The sequence below is a fragment of the Pacificibacter sp. AS14 genome (assembly GCF_038899935.1).
Taxonomy (GTDB): Bacteria; Pseudomonadota; Alphaproteobacteria; order Rhodobacterales; family Rhodobacteraceae; genus Celeribacter.
On record NZ_JBBMQI010000015.1, the window covers coordinates 25690 to 39654 of the forward strand.

The window sequence follows — 13965 nt, forward strand, 5'->3', positions numbered from 1 at the left end:
TTATATATTTCGAACCCCGGGGCATCTGCGCCGGGGGTTTTTTCATGTCGCAGTGTTTTTTTAGCATGGTGTAACCTGGTCTTAACGGACTGCCCCTTAAACATAACCCAACGTTTGGTTCTGTAAGGGAATTTTAGATGACTCATAATCGCCTATTCATGGGAGGACTTGAATGACTGTTCATGTCCAGCTCCACGACCGACTAGATTACCAGTCTGTGCCACCGCTTCTGAGCGAACTCAAAGCCATCGACGACGATGAGATCGTGATTGATGCCGGACAAGTCCGCCATTTAGGCGCCCTGTCACTTCAAGTCCTGCTCTCAACCATCAAAACACGTCATGAGGCAGGCAAATCCACCCAAATTACGAATGCATCTGATAGCTGCGTCGATCTGCTCGGCCTCTTTGGATTTACCCCTGAAACCCTAACACAACCGGAGACATGGACATGAGCCTTGAAGTCCTAGCAGTAGATGACAGCCGCACAATGCGCGATATGCTCAACCTTGCCCTTTCCTCAGCGGGGTTCACGACCCATTTGGCAGAAGACGGCGTGCACGGCCTCGAAGTACTCGAAGGTATTGAACCTGACGTCATCATAACCGACATCAACATGCCGCGTATGGATGGTTTTGGCTTCATGGATGCGGTCAGATCTGAAGAGAAATGGAGCCGCATTCCAATTTTGGTGCTCACGACCGAAAGTGCCGACGAGCTCAAATCAAAAGCGCGCGCCGCGGGAGCAACGGGCTGGATTGTCAAACCTTTTGATCCCGCAAAGCTCGTAAAAGCTCTTCAAATGGTAGCTGGTTAAGAGGTCCCCCACTATGTCCGATCCTATGGCAGAAATTCGCGCCTCGTTCTTTATTGAATGTGAAGAACTCCTGGAAAGCCTTCAGGACGGTCTCATATTGATGGAAAATGGCGACTCCGACTCTGAAACGATCAACGTCGTGTTCAGAGCTGTGCACTCTATAAAAGGAGGGGCTGGCGCCTTCGGGTTGGACGAACTCGTCAAATTTGCTCACCGTTTTGAGACAGCCATGGATGAAGTCCGTGCAGGCCGCTTTACGCCCGATGCTGGCGCAATTCGACTGTTTTTCTCTTGCGCAGACTTGCTTGGTGATTTGGTTCGCGCAGCCCGCGACGACATTACTATTTCCCAAGAAAAGACAAGCCCTGTCCTCAACGAACTCGACAAACTGGTCGGTTGCGAAGAGCAAATTGAAGAAGAGCTCGACTTCACACCTGCTGTACTTTCCTTGGACATGGGAGACGCTTTGGGTCTTCCCGATATTCCCGGCCTCGCGCCCTTAGGTGGGTTTCCGAGCCTCGAAAACACTGAAGAAGTTGCTCTACCTCTGGCCGCTGCACCTAAAGGGTTCAACATCCACTTTAAACCTGACATCAGCCTTTACGCCTCAGGCAATGAACCACTCTACTTGCTACGCGCGCTGCGTGACCTTGGTGACCTCGTGGTTTCTTGTAACACGAAGCGAATTCCAACTTTAGATACGCTTGATCCGGATGAAGGATACCTTTCATGGCAGCTCAAAGTTCTCACTGAAGAACCAGTCGAAGCTGTACGCGAAGTTTTCGAGTTCGTCGACGGCCTCTGCACACTCCAAATAACACCTTTGGACACCTCATCAAACGATCTCCAGACTTCTGAAGATTCTGCTCAAGCTGAATCTCTGCCGACCTTGGTTGATCAGCCCGAATTCAAACCACCACAGAGTGCCTCCACTCAAGCAGCACTTCCTGTTGAGAAAGTGACGAAAGAATCCGCAAAACCTAAAACGTCTGCAGAAGTCAGCGCAGTGACCTCTGAAACAGAGGCGCTTAAACAACAGGCCGCGCCTCCAGCCAAAACAGCTTCGTCTCCAACTCAGCCCCGTGCGACTGTTCGCGTGGATCTGGAACGCGTTGATCGTCTCGTGAACCTGGTCGGAGAATTGGTAATCAACCAAGCGATGCTTAGTCAATCCGTAGCGGAAGCTGGCCTCGCGCCAAACTCACCCGTTTCTACCGGCCTAGAAGAATTCCTTCAACTAACTCGTGACATTCAAGAATCCGTCATGATGATCAGGGCTCAACCAATCAAATCGCTGTTCCAGCGCATGGGACGAATTGTTCGGGAATCCTCTGCATCTGTTGGCAAACAAGTGCGCCTCCATACTCTTGGAGAAAACACCGAAGTTGACAAAACAGTCATCGAACGTTTGGCCGACCCACTGACGCATATGATCCGCAATGCCGTCGATCATGGACTTGAATCTCCCGAAAAACGCGAAGCAGCCGGCAAAACGCCTGAAGGCAGCGTCACGATGACGGCACAACATCGATCCGGTCGAATCTTAATCGAAGTCTCCGATGACGGTGCAGGTATCAACCGTGAACGCGTTCGGGAAAAGGCAATTGAGAAAAACCTAATAACCGAAGACATGCAGCTCACTGACGCCGATATCGACGGTCTGTTATTTATGCCAGGATTTTCAACTGCATCTGAAATTTCCAACCTCTCAGGACGTGGCGTCGGGATGGACGTTGTAAAGAGTTCGATACAGTCCTTGGGCGGACGCATCACTATTTCCTCTGTTGAAGGCGAAGGCACAACTTTCTCTATTTCGCTCCCGCTCACACTTGCGGTGCTTGATGGAATGGTTGTCCGCGTTGGCGGTGAAACTTTGGTTGTACCCCTAAATGCAATTTTGGAAACACTCACTTTAACGAATGATGATCTTAAAGCGCTTGGACCTGAAACGCATGTCGTTCAAATCCGCGGGGGATTTGTGCCCTTGTTGGATTTGGGAGCCGAGCTTGGCTATCGCGCTCCTCAAGAAAGCTACGTAGGCGGCATTGTTCTACTGATCGGTCAAGAAGATGGAAACCGAGCAGCGCTTGCTGTCGACGCAATTGAAGATCAACGGCAAGTTGTGATCAAGGGGCTTGAAGGCAGCTATGGCCGCGTTCCAGGTATCGCTGCCGCAACAATACTCGGAGATGGTCAAATCGCGCTTATTCTCGACCCAACTGACTTAGTAAGCCAAGCGACAGGTAAAACGAAAAAACGGAACGCTCCAGTTCCAATTGCAGGATAGAATTATGACAGACAATGAAAAACTTGCAGATAAATCATCCATTGAATTGTTGTCCTTTCGTGTCGGCGGACAAGACTATTCAGTGGATATTATGTCGGTTCGAGAAATCAGAGGATCGGCAAAAGCAACGTCACTTCCACACGCACCTTCGTTTGTAAAAGGCGTTATCAATCTTAGAGGAACCGTGCTTCCTATTCTGGACCTCTCAGCCCGCCTCGGCTTAGAAATGGGTCAAGACACGGAGCGAAATGTAATTATTGTCGTGGACCTTGGAAGCAGAACCGCCGGACTTATGGTTGACGCTGTCTCAGACATTTTGGCCATTCCCGCCGAAGAGATGCAAGCGCCACCAGATCTCGCGGCAGACGAGTCTCGTACTTTTGTATCTGCACTAACAATCGTTGACGGTCGGATGATCAGAATACTTGACTTGGAAGCAGTAATGCCGCCCCAAGGCGAAGAGGCCGCCTAATTTTATGAATAGCCCAATTAGAAAACTCACAATTGAAAGTACCTTGTCAGCTTCCGCGTTCGACAGAATTGCGAAGCTTGCTCACACAGAAGCTGGTATCGTTTTGTCGAAGTCTAAAGAATCGATGGTGAAATCTAGACTAACTCGCCGTTTGCGTGCTTTGAAAATTAGAGACTTCGATTCTTACCTAGATATTTTAGAAAATGATACTGACGTAAGTGAAATGAGCCATTTCATTTCGGCTTTGACTACAAATGTTTCGCATTTTTTCCGCGAGGAACATCACTTTACAGCACTGAGAAATGATATTCTCCCGTCACTGCACAAAAAACTAAAATTGGGAGAGCCAGTAAGAATTTGGTCAGCGGGTTGCTCCAATGGACAAGAGCCGTATTCGGTAGCTATGACTTTGTTAGAGTTTGACCCCAATATCAGTAACTATGACATCAAAATTTTAGCAACTGATATTGATCCAGAAGTACTGAATTGTGCGGTCCAAGGAAATTACTCAGGGACTCTTACGTCCGGATTGCCAGCGCACTTCGTCGACAAATATTTCACAACAGATTCGGACGACAACGACGAAATTTTAACCGTTAAGCCAAGCGTTAAAGATCTAGTATCATTTAGGCAGCTCAACCTTCACGCGAATTGGCCCATGACCGGTTCATTTGACGTCATTTTTTGTCGAAATGTAGTGATATATTTCGATGATGAAACGCAATCGCAGCTGTATCGTCGGTTTTATAAATCATTGAATGGTAAAGGCTATCTTCTGCTTGGACACTCGGAAAGGCTTGGCAGTGACGTTTCTGATTTATTCAAAAGTGTTGGCGTGACCACCTATCAACCTAATACGAAAAGAGGCGAAGTGCCCTCTCAAAAACAAATGGAGAGTAAACAATGGCGCTGAGAGATCAACTTAGAGTTCTAGTAGTAGATGACATGTCTACAAGCCGCGGACTAATTACCAATGCGCTAGATTCGTTTGGAATAAGAAACGTCGCGAGTGCATCTGACGGCCCAACAGCCTTACAAAAGCTATCGGGATCGCCCGTGCATTTGGTCATTTCAGATTACAATATGCCTGGGATGGATGGATTGCAGTTACTGCATTCGCTACGATCTAATGCACCTACACGAGGAGTAGGCTTTCTTTTGATTACCGGTAGGGCTGACAGAGAGATCATTGATCTCGGTAAAAAGCTTGGAATGAATAACTTTCTTAAGAAGCCCTTTGATGCCCCCAAGCTCCGTGCGTCGATTGAGGCAATAGTAGGAAAGTTGTGATGAATTTCTCGATGACCCGATCACTTGCACGGCAAGATGTTTCTCATGAGGTAAGTATTTCGAACGAAATACTTCACAAGAGAATACAAGATGAATTGATGGCACTCGTCATATTGGCAGCAGAAGTGCAAATTGCTCTGGGGCCGACAATCTCGGAAGCTAAATCCCTATCACCTGCGGTTCAGCGAAGCTTGCAGGCAATTGATCGGTTACATCAAACTCTGGATGATCTCCAAAGAATAATGGGGCATTTATCAAATCTGGATGCAACTGGCAGTATAGCAGTAGAACCACTAAGCAAGACTATTCGGTTAAGGCATCTGGCACACAAACTCTTTGACAACGTTGACACACCATTTGCTCTCACCGAAGACGACTCCGGAGATATTGCATGGTTTTGATAGTTGCGGGAGAGCGCAACCGCCATAATCTGCCGCGCCTCATCTGTGCGATTTGAACACGCTGGGCTACGAAAGGCGTGCTGCAAGCAGGTGCTAAAGGCCGCACCAGGATCAATTGTTCAGGATGAAAGATACCTTGCACAGCGTAATCGTTTCTGAGATCAAAAGTTGCGATCTATTGATTAAAGATCCTTTGGCAGGTAACTGCAAAATTTTATTCGGCTCCGAAAGCAATTCAGCTAGGTTTTGGCAAAATCATTCAGAAGCGCGCGATAAATTTCAACCGCTTGGATGATGTTTTTAACCACACAGTATTCATCCGTTTGATGCGCCAAAGCCGGATCACCGGGGCCGAGTATCACTGTCGGGGCGTTTTGCAATGCTGGTTGTAACAACGCTGCATCGGTAAAGTAGCTGACACTAGCGGGAGCAACAGATGCCCTTGTGCTGGCCGCGCTGATGTCCCCGATGCGTTTTACAATAGTCATATTAGGATCGGTCCAAACTGGCGGCAGATCAAGGAGTGTGGTGATTTCGGCATCGTCTTTTGCAAGCTGTTCAATTTGAGTTTTCAGCTTGGCGTGTTGCATTGGCGGAACGCTGCGCAGGTCGATTTCGGTCTCGGCTAGATCGGGCACAGAGTTCAGGTTTAACCCGCCGTGCATCGTACCAACGTTCACTGTGGGCCGCCCCATAACGGGATGCGCAGGAGTGTCGAAGCCAAACTTTTCAAGCCGCGCAATGAAACGAGCAGCCTTTAGTATGGCATTATCGCCGCGTTCAGGCATGGACCCATGTGCGGTCACACCACGACTTGTCGCCTTCAACCACAGAACGCCTTTATGCCCGTGTGCAGGACGGTTCAAAGTTGGCTCTGCAACGATAAGCCCCGCAACTGGCGGCAGGGTTATCGATTGCACCAAATGGCGCGCGCCGTCGCATCCCGTTTCTTCGCCGCATGTGATCAGTAGCAAGGTGCCCGGACCTTGCTTCAAACGATCAACTTGCAAGATGGCGGCGCAGACAAAAGCAGCGACACCAGCTTTCATATCAGTGCTGCCACGCCCATACAGGCGCCCGTCAATAATATCGCCAGCGAAAGGGGATACGTTCCACGGCCGGTTGCCCAACGGCACTGTGTCGAGATGGCCAGTGAACGCAAGCGGTTTGCCTGTGCCATTTCCAATATACGCGACGAGATTTGTCCGCCCGTCAGGCATTGGGTATAGCTGCGCTTCAAACCCTGCGGCAGTAAGCAGATCGTGCAAAAAGGCCGCACAGGATGTTTCATTACCCGGAGGATTGACGGTGTCGAACGCCAGTAAGCGCTGTGTCAGTTTGATAACATCCATATGCGGCCTCTATTTATGTGTTCAGATGTCGCCCGCGACCCATGCAACCATATTACCGAACAGCTTGTCGTAGCCTTCCCATGCCAAAAAGGCTGGCGGTAACCAATGCTCGCTCATATCGGACGTCCACGCGAGTGTGCGCCCTGCGCCGTAAGACCCCGTGGCCAGCAAGGGCAAGCCGCGTTGTTCTTCGGGCAAAGACAGGATCAGCTTGACCTCTGGATCGTCTTTGAGAACAACCTCATTCACCCCCAAAAGATAGGGCCACTCGCCAGTGATGCCACTCAAAATCGGATGATCCGCATCGTTGATGACCGGCGTGCAGCCTTCGGGAATTTCCATACGATCATCGCAACTTAGGCAAGTGACAGGCAGTGCGGCTTCGACAGAAGTTTTATGCCAACGCGCTTTACCATCAATGCCTTGGAACGAAAAGTACCCGCCAATCATGATCAACCCACCGCCTTTGCGGGTCCAGTCCGAGAGCAAATTTACACGGTTTGGGCAGCGCTCGCCTTTAAACCAGACATCTGGATGCAACAACAATGTATTGGCGCCGAGATCGGAAATGATAATGACGTCGTAGTCATCCAAGCCCTCCATCGCCGTTGGGAAATCGGTGGCCGCTTCGTGGGCTGGCATGTGGGTGACGTCGTAGTTTGACCCTTTCATGCCGGCCATGAAACGCTTGTTCCCGGCGTGAAAGGAGACGCTACCGAATTGGTCGAAGCCTTTGAAATGGGTGGAAGAGCTCATCCACGTTTCGCCAACGAGAAGTACTTTTTTCATCTGTATTATCCTGAAATAATTTTGCGTGCCAAAGCACGGCGTGGATTGGCGACAACAAGTGTCGAAAGGTCTGCCTCAGTAAGGCCATGACGCAAAAGCCGCGGAAGGAAGTGACGCTGCACATGGGCATAGCCATTGCCGCCATATTCGCAGAGCATCATTTTGATAAAGACATCCTGCGAGAGTAGAATTTGAGTGCCGTAACCAAGGCCAAACAGATCTCTGATCGCTGCGGCGTTGTCTTCATCTGAGGGGCATTGCACTGCTTGATCCGCATACCAAAAATCCATGCCGATCATGTCGTATTCCAAATACGCCCCACGATCTGCCAAGCTGCGTTGATAGGCGATATCTTTGCCCGAGGGGTTCATGTGGCACAAGATAACGCGATCTAAGGGAAAACCGGTTTGCGCCACAAGATCAAGAACCTCATGCGCCAAACGAAACCAAGCTGGCAGATGAATCATCAGCGGCAAGCCCGTTTCCATGGCGGCGGTTGCAGAGGCTGCCAGAACGGTGCGCTCCACTGCTGTAAAATCTGCGCTGACGCCGATCTCGCCGATGATGCCGATTTTGGTGTTATGTGCGCCGATTCCATGGGTGGCTTCCGCAATCAGCTCGTCGGTAATATCACGCTGTGACATCGCAGGCAGATAGTCTGGATGCGATGAATGTAGATAATATCCGGCTCCCATCACTATGTTCAAGCCGGTCGCAAGGGCAATACGCGTCAAAGCATCCGGATTTCGGCCGATGCCTTTACATGTGGGGTCAACCACAGTTGCCCCCCCTTCAGCGACAAAACGCATCAGCTCTTTCACGGCCAGACCTTCATCGTCTAACGCACAATTGTTGCGATTGGCAAAGGGATCGTTGCGCAATTCTGACAGAATGTTTGGCGTGATCGGAGCATTCATGATCGGAGAGGTGAAACCAGGTTCATGCCCACGCCACCAACACGAGCAATCGTTCAAGATATGTTCGTGCATCAAGGTAATGCCAAGATCATTCAGGGGCACTGGCCCCAAAACCGTCATAACGGTGTCATCGAAAATAGCAGTCATTGTGATGATCCTTAATCTGAAGCAAGAACGTCGTAAGCCGCCGAATGAAAGGCAATCTCTAAACGTGTGACGCGATCAAAAATCGCGGACAACCGTTCTGCGTCGCTTTCATCGCCATATGTATCAATGGCCTGCTTTAACCATAGGGCTTGGGCTGCAAACTCTGGTTGCGCATGCAAGTCGACCCAAGCGCGAAGATCGGGATCGCTGATGACACCTGCAGCAGCGGTGCGACACCACGTCCAATACATCCACTCGGCGGCAAACATTGCAGTCAAAATATCCACCAACGCGCCTGTGCGTGCGATGTCCAACATGCCTGACCCAAAACCCGTGGTGTCTTCTGGCGCAGGTGGAATGTTCAGGCGTGTGAAAACCTCTTCAAAATAAGAGACTTGCGTATTGGCAAGCGCATCTAGGACGCCGATCAACCAGCGCTGGGCGGTGATGTCCGGCGCGCAAGCAACCGCATGTGCAAAGATCGAAATTGCAGTTTCAACGAATTGCCCTTCATAGGCCAAATAGCGGTGAAAGACGTCCCGCTCCAACCTATCAGCACAGATATCTGTGACAAACCGATGTGTCAGCATATCGTTCAAAACGGTCTCATTGGCGGCCAGTATTTTGTCTGAAAGCAGCATAGATTAAGCGCCCAATGCTGGCGTGGCAGCGGCCACAAAACTGCGCACGCGTTTGGCCTCGACTGGGTTCCACCAGACGCCGCCTTCTTTGAGCGATGAGGCGACAATGACTGCGCTCGCGATGCTCAAGATATCTGTGATGTTATCTTCCGTCACGCCCGAGCCGACCAAAACAGGCAAGCTGGTTGCATCCGCGACTTCTGCAATTTCATCCATCGACGCGCTGTTGCCTGTGCGTTGACCGGTTGCGATCACCGCGTCCACGTCAAAAAACGCCAAGTCGCGGGTCAGTTCTGCAACGCTGCGGTCAGCTGTGATCGAATGACTGCCGTGTTTGACGTGGCTGTCCGCGAACACCTTGATGCCTTCACCGCGCAAGGCGGATCGATAGCGCATAGCTTCGGCCGCGCGCCCTTCCATAAAGCCTTCGTTTGCGACATAGGCGTTGGCCCATTGGTTGACGCGAATGAACGAGGCGCCGGTGGCACGGGCAATCGCAAAAGCTGGAATTGGCGCATTGGCAAGAACGTTGATACCGATTGGCACGTCAAATTCGCGTTTAATTCTGTCCACAACGACAGCCATGAACGCCGCAGTTTCATAGCCAATGTCGTCGGGTTTTGAGAACGGCACATCGCCATGGTTCTCAACAACAAGCCCGTGCAAGCCATTGCTGATCAAAGCATCGGCGTCACGCATACAGGCGTCGTAGATTTGATCCAGTGTTTCACCCTTATACCGCGGGGACCCGGGGAAAGGCGGGCAATGGATCATGCCGATAAGCGCTTTTGAGCGTCCAAAGGTTTGTTCGATAGCATTGCCGGAATTGTCAGAGATTGTTTGCATGGTAGGTGTGTCCTTTGCCGTAGCTGCAAGCCGTTTAAGAGGCAGCTACGGCGATATTGAGAGCTTTAAGTTTTGCGCGAAAATTTGAAATTCGCGGTGAAAATTCGAGTGTTAAGCCAGATCGCAATCAAGATGATTGCGCCGGTGACAATCTGTGTGAAGAACGGCGAAATATGCATCAGGATCAGACCGTTGCCAATAACGGCTATAGTCAATGTGCCCAGAAGCGTGCCAAGGATTGATCCGCGCCCCCCAAAGAGCGATGTTCCCCCAAGCACCACAGCAGCAATCACTTGAAGCTCGAACCCAACAGCGGCGTTCGACGAACCAGATCCCAGTCGTGCAGCAATCAACAAGGCCGCAATCGCGCAGGCAATTCCAGATAGCATATAGACGGATGTGATGATCCATTTGGATGGCATGCCAACGCGGCGTGCAGCTTCGGGGTTTGAGCCGACGGCGACGACTTGGCGGCCATACATTTGGCGGCTTATGACAACAGCGGCCAAGGCAGCAATCAGCAGAGCGATCACGGCAGGCACAGGCAAGCCGAAGATTGTGCCACGTCCCAAAGCAAAGAAACCGGGCGCGTCTTTGATGGGGATCGAATAACCTTGGGTCATATAAAGCGCAAAACCGCGTAAAATGGACAGGCCCGCCAAAGTAACGATGAACGCAGGAATGCCTTGATAAGCGATGAACCAGCCTTGAGCCAATCCGATTGCAGCCCCAAAGACCAGCATTCCAAGCACAACGACAGGCCATGGCAAACCGTAAGATATGACAATCGCCGCAGTCGCATTGACCAGCGCCACTTGTGAGCCAACGGAAAGGTCGATGCCTGCCGTGATGATCACAAAGGTCATCGCAACAGCGACAATCAAAATCGGCGCAGCTTGGCGCAAAATATTAAGAAGGTTGCCAACGCTTAAAAAGACATCAGTGGCAATCGAAAAGAAGACCACGCAAACTGTAAAGAAGAATGCGATGGACAGCACTTGCGCATGCGTTGCGAGGAAATCCGCGATAGATGACCCCTGCCCGCGTTCGGTGTAAGATGTACTCATATCTCTTCTCCCTTGCCGACGATAAGCTTAACGAGATCTTCAAGGCTGGTGTTTTTGATGTCGCGTTCGGCAACTTTGGTGCCTTCGTACATGACAGCAATCTTGTCGCAGACACGGAACAAATCTTGTAGACGGTGCGTGATCAAAATAACGGACACACCGCGGGCTTTGACGCGATTGATAAGGCGTAAGACGGCTTCAACTTCGGCCACGGCGAGGGCTGAGGTTGGCTCATCCATGATCAAAACGCGGGGATTAAAGGACGCGGCGCGCGCGATTGCGATGGCCTGTCTTTGTCCGCCTGAAAGCTGGGCAACTTTTGCGTTCAACTTGGGAATTCTGATATCAAGGTCATCAAGCATCTCGCGGGCTTTGGCACGCATCTTTGAGTTATCCAAGAACGAGTAATTGGTCATTTCGCGGCCCAAGAAAAGATTGCCCATCACGTCGATATGATCGCACAGGCTCAGATCTTGAAACACCATCTCGATAGACCGATCACGTGCGTCCGCAGGGCTAGAAAATTGAACCTGCTCGCCGTCGATCGATATCGTGCCACTGTCGGGAACATATGTCCCTGAGATGATTTTCGTCAGCGTCGATTTGCCAGCGGCATTGTCGCCGATAAGTCCCAGACACTCGCCTGGAGCGATGTCGAGGTCCACACCGCGCAAGGCCTCAATTGAGCCAAATGTAATGCGAATATCGCGCAGGGAAATGCGGGGGGGAACAGATGGTTCTATAGTTGTGTCGGAGGGCACAAGGCCCTCCGATGTCTTAACCATGCTTTGTGATGGTGTGGGTGTCATTCGAACATGCCTCGGAAGTCGTCGACGTTTTCGCTGGTGACAATGGTGATTGGCACTGCAATGGAATATTCGACAGTTCCACCGGCATTGAGTGTCGCCAAGGCATCAAAGGCTGCCGCGCCCATACCTGCGGGGTCTTGTTGGATGACGGCAGCAACGTAACCTTCGTCGATGCCATGGATCGCTTGAGCTGTAAGATCCCAACCGAAGATTTTCACATCACTTTGCTTGCCTTGGCTTTCAACAGCTGCAACAGCACCAAGCAAAGCTGGTTCACCTGTGGCATAAAGCGCTGTGAGGTCTGGATTGGCTGTGATCATGTTTTCTGCAGCCGTCAGTGCAAGGTCTTGTACGTTTTGACCATCAACAACACCGGCTTCGACAACGCCTTCAGTGCCTGAAATCGTTTCGATAAATCCATCTTGGCGGATGTTCTGAATAGACGAGTTCAACGCGCCAACGACGCCGATTTTAGCGGCACCGCCCATGTCAGAGGCGAGGTAGTCAAGAAAGTATGCGCCCATATCTGCGCCAGCGCTTTTGTTGTTAACGCCAACCTGAGCGGCCTGTGGGCCTTCGGGCAAAACCGCGTCAACTGCGACAACGGGAATACCCGCATCGGCGGCTTGTTGAACCGCTGGCATGATGCCGTTAACGTCGATCGCTACAACAATAAGACCGGCTACACCTTGTTGGATGTAGGTCTCAATCGCGCTGTTCTGCGCTGATGGATCATTGTTGGCGTTGAAGATTACCAGCTCGTCACCTGCAGCTTCAGCCGCGGCTTGGGCGCCTGCGTTCATTTGATTGAAAAACAAAGCTTGCTGGTTGATTTGTACCATTGCGTAAGTGTCTGCATATGCAGAGGATGCCATCAAACAGGCTGCTGTTGCCGTTGATAAGAGGGCTGTTTTTGTGAGGATTTTCATTGGGTTCTCCGTTGGGAAGGGCTTACATTATTTTGTTGTGTTGCATCGTTTCTTATTATTGGCCGATGTGTTCGACCGAACCGCGTTCGATCAGTTCAACCGGCAAGAGTTCAGTGCGGGAGGTAAAATCAGAGTTCTCCCACTCAGGACTGAAAAGGATGTCGACGGCACGCGTCCCTAGCAGATCAACAGGTTGGCGTACGGCAGTGACGGCAGGTGAGAACAAATGCAGGGAGCGTGCGTCATCGAAACTGATAAGCGAGAAATCTTCAGGAATGCGAATGCCGCGTTCTTTGAAAACCTCTAATATCCCGACCGTCAGTTCGTCCGAGCCCGAGAAAATAGCGGTTTCCTGTTCCACTTGACTGAGAAACCGCTCTGCCAATTCTCGACCAGAGGTTGGGGAGTGATCCCCCAGAAAGAGCGTTGGCGTGATGTCTGAGCGGCCTGCTTCGGTTAATCCGTGTTGAAGCCCCGTTAGACGTTTTTGGGTGCTATGAAGATCGATTCCACCCCCAAAATATGCGACATGGCGATGCCCTGCTTCGCGCAAGTGCTGCCCTGCCAACATGCCACCTTGTTCATTGTCACATAAAAGACGTGGGGCGACGCCGCCGGGGACGTCTTCATCCAAGATCACCGCACGAGAAAACTCGTTCAGTTGCTGCGCAACTTCAGCCTCGGGGGTGCGGTTGGTGACAAAGACAACGCCATCAACGCGGTTTTGAGATGCGCGTTTGAGTGCCTCGAGCTCTCGGTCACTCTTGTTGAATGTCGCGTGAAGCAAAACCATCGAATTGTGCGCGGTGGCAGCCAGCTCGATTGCTGCGGCTAGTTTGGCAAAAAATGGATTTGCGATGTCAGGAAGAATGACTGCAATCGTATCTGAGCGACCAAGGCTAAGTCTGCGGGCATGCGGGTTTGGATGGTAGTTTAATTTGATGACAGCTGCATTGATGCGTTCGCGGGTCGCCTCTGGAAGTTCGAGCGTGCCGTTCAAGTAGCGGGACACAGTTGTCGAGGACACTCCCGCTTCTCCGGCCACGGTCTTGAGGTTTGTACGCGATTTCATCATTTGACCTTCTATTGATTAAAGAAGCAGTTTTTGCCTTGTAAAGCCGTTTACTAAACCCTTTTACCATTGATATTCTCGATTCTGTCAAGCAGTCTTGTTAAGATATTGGTGTCATTTTTGACTGGCG

Annotated in this window: 16 protein-coding genes; 7 read left to right on the forward strand and 9 right to left on the reverse strand. The window is 50.9% G+C overall.

Going from position 1 to position 13965, the window contains the following annotated elements; all coding sequences use genetic code 11:
* The first annotated feature begins 172 nt into the window (after nucleotides 1–172).
* Genes WNY38_RS13540 through WNY38_RS13570 form a run of 7 tightly spaced genes read left to right on the forward strand, consistent with a single transcriptional unit; the run spans nucleotide 173 to nucleotide 5266 of the window.
* A complete protein-coding gene (locus tag WNY38_RS13540) occupies nucleotides 173–454 on the forward strand; it encodes an STAS domain-containing protein (protein ID WP_342857882.1) in 282 nt (93 codons plus the stop codon).
* Nucleotides 451–816, forward strand: a complete 366-nt coding sequence (locus WNY38_RS13545) for a response regulator (protein ID WP_342857883.1) — start codon at nucleotides 451–453, stop codon at nucleotides 814–816. Before WNY38_RS13540 ends, WNY38_RS13545 begins: the two co-directional genes overlap by 4 nt.
* A gap of 13 nt (nucleotides 817–829) precedes the next feature.
* On the forward strand, nucleotides 830–3103 hold the full coding sequence (locus WNY38_RS13550; protein ID WP_342857884.1) for a chemotaxis protein CheA: 2274 nt from the start codon (nucleotides 830–832) through the stop codon (nucleotides 3101–3103).
* Nucleotides 3104–3107: 4 nt separating this feature from the next.
* Complete coding sequence (locus tag WNY38_RS13555) at nucleotides 3108–3575, forward strand: chemotaxis protein CheW (RefSeq protein ID WP_342857885.1); 468 nt, start codon at nucleotides 3108–3110, stop codon at nucleotides 3573–3575.
* Between the two features lie 4 nt (nucleotides 3576–3579).
* Nucleotides 3580–4488: a protein-glutamate O-methyltransferase CheR gene (locus WNY38_RS13560; protein ID WP_342857886.1), complete on the forward strand. Its 909-nt coding sequence runs from the start codon at nucleotides 3580–3582 to the stop codon at nucleotides 4486–4488.
* Nucleotides 4479–4865 (forward strand): response regulator, encoded by a 387-nt coding sequence (locus WNY38_RS13565; RefSeq protein ID WP_342857887.1) that lies wholly within the window; start codon nucleotides 4479–4481, stop codon nucleotides 4863–4865. Before WNY38_RS13560 ends, WNY38_RS13565 begins: the two co-directional genes overlap by 10 nt.
* Complete coding sequence (locus WNY38_RS13570; protein ID WP_342857888.1) at nucleotides 4865–5266, forward strand: hypothetical protein; 402 nt, start codon at nucleotides 4865–4867, stop codon at nucleotides 5264–5266. Before WNY38_RS13565 ends, WNY38_RS13570 begins: the two co-directional genes overlap by 1 nt.
* A 239-nt stretch (nucleotides 5267–5505) precedes the next feature.
* Here the strand turns inward: WNY38_RS13570 and WNY38_RS13575 are convergent, their stop codons facing one another.
* The 9 genes from WNY38_RS13575 to WNY38_RS13615 form a co-directional block, all read right to left on the reverse strand.
* Entirely contained in the window at nucleotides 5506–6618 is a 1113-nt protein-coding gene (locus tag WNY38_RS13575) for a M20 family metallopeptidase (RefSeq protein WP_342857889.1), read from the reverse strand.
* 21 nt (nucleotides 6619–6639) lie between these two features.
* Nucleotides 6640–7407 carry a glutamine amidotransferase gene (locus WNY38_RS13580; RefSeq protein WP_342857890.1) on the reverse strand — a complete coding sequence of 256 codons (768 nt, stop codon included), beginning with the start codon at nucleotides 7405–7407 and terminating at the stop codon, nucleotides 6640–6642.
* Nucleotides 7408–7412: 5 nt separating this feature from the next.
* Nucleotides 7413–8471, reverse strand: coding sequence for a phosphotriesterase-related protein (locus WNY38_RS13585; protein WP_342857891.1), 1059 nt, complete (start codon nucleotides 8469–8471; stop codon nucleotides 7413–7415).
* Between the two features lie 11 nt (nucleotides 8472–8482).
* Entirely contained in the window at nucleotides 8483–9112 is a 630-nt protein-coding gene (locus WNY38_RS13590) for a TenA family protein (RefSeq protein WP_342857892.1), read from the reverse strand.
* 3 nt (nucleotides 9113–9115) lie between these two features.
* Complete coding sequence (locus WNY38_RS13595; RefSeq protein WP_342857893.1) at nucleotides 9116–9958, reverse strand: BtpA/SgcQ family protein; 843 nt, start codon at nucleotides 9956–9958, stop codon at nucleotides 9116–9118.
* Nucleotides 9959–10023: 65 nt separating this feature from the next.
* Nucleotides 10024–11025, reverse strand: a complete 1002-nt coding sequence (locus WNY38_RS13600; protein WP_342857894.1) for an ABC transporter permease — start codon at nucleotides 11023–11025, stop codon at nucleotides 10024–10026.
* The gene (locus WNY38_RS13605; protein WP_342857895.1) at nucleotides 11022–11834 is read right to left on the reverse strand and encodes an ATP-binding cassette domain-containing protein; all 813 of its coding nucleotides are present in this window, start codon (nucleotides 11832–11834) and stop codon (nucleotides 11022–11024) included. The genes WNY38_RS13600 and WNY38_RS13605 overlap by 4 nt, the downstream gene beginning before the upstream one ends.
* Entirely contained in the window at nucleotides 11831–12763 is a 933-nt protein-coding gene (locus WNY38_RS13610) for a substrate-binding domain-containing protein (RefSeq protein WP_342857896.1), read from the reverse strand. Before WNY38_RS13610 ends, WNY38_RS13605 begins: the two co-directional genes overlap by 4 nt.
* Nucleotides 12764–12818: 55 nt before the next feature.
* Entirely contained in the window at nucleotides 12819–13838 is a 1020-nt protein-coding gene (locus tag WNY38_RS13615) for a LacI family DNA-binding transcriptional regulator (protein WP_342857897.1), read from the reverse strand.
* Nucleotides 13839–13965: the final 127 nt, after the last annotated feature.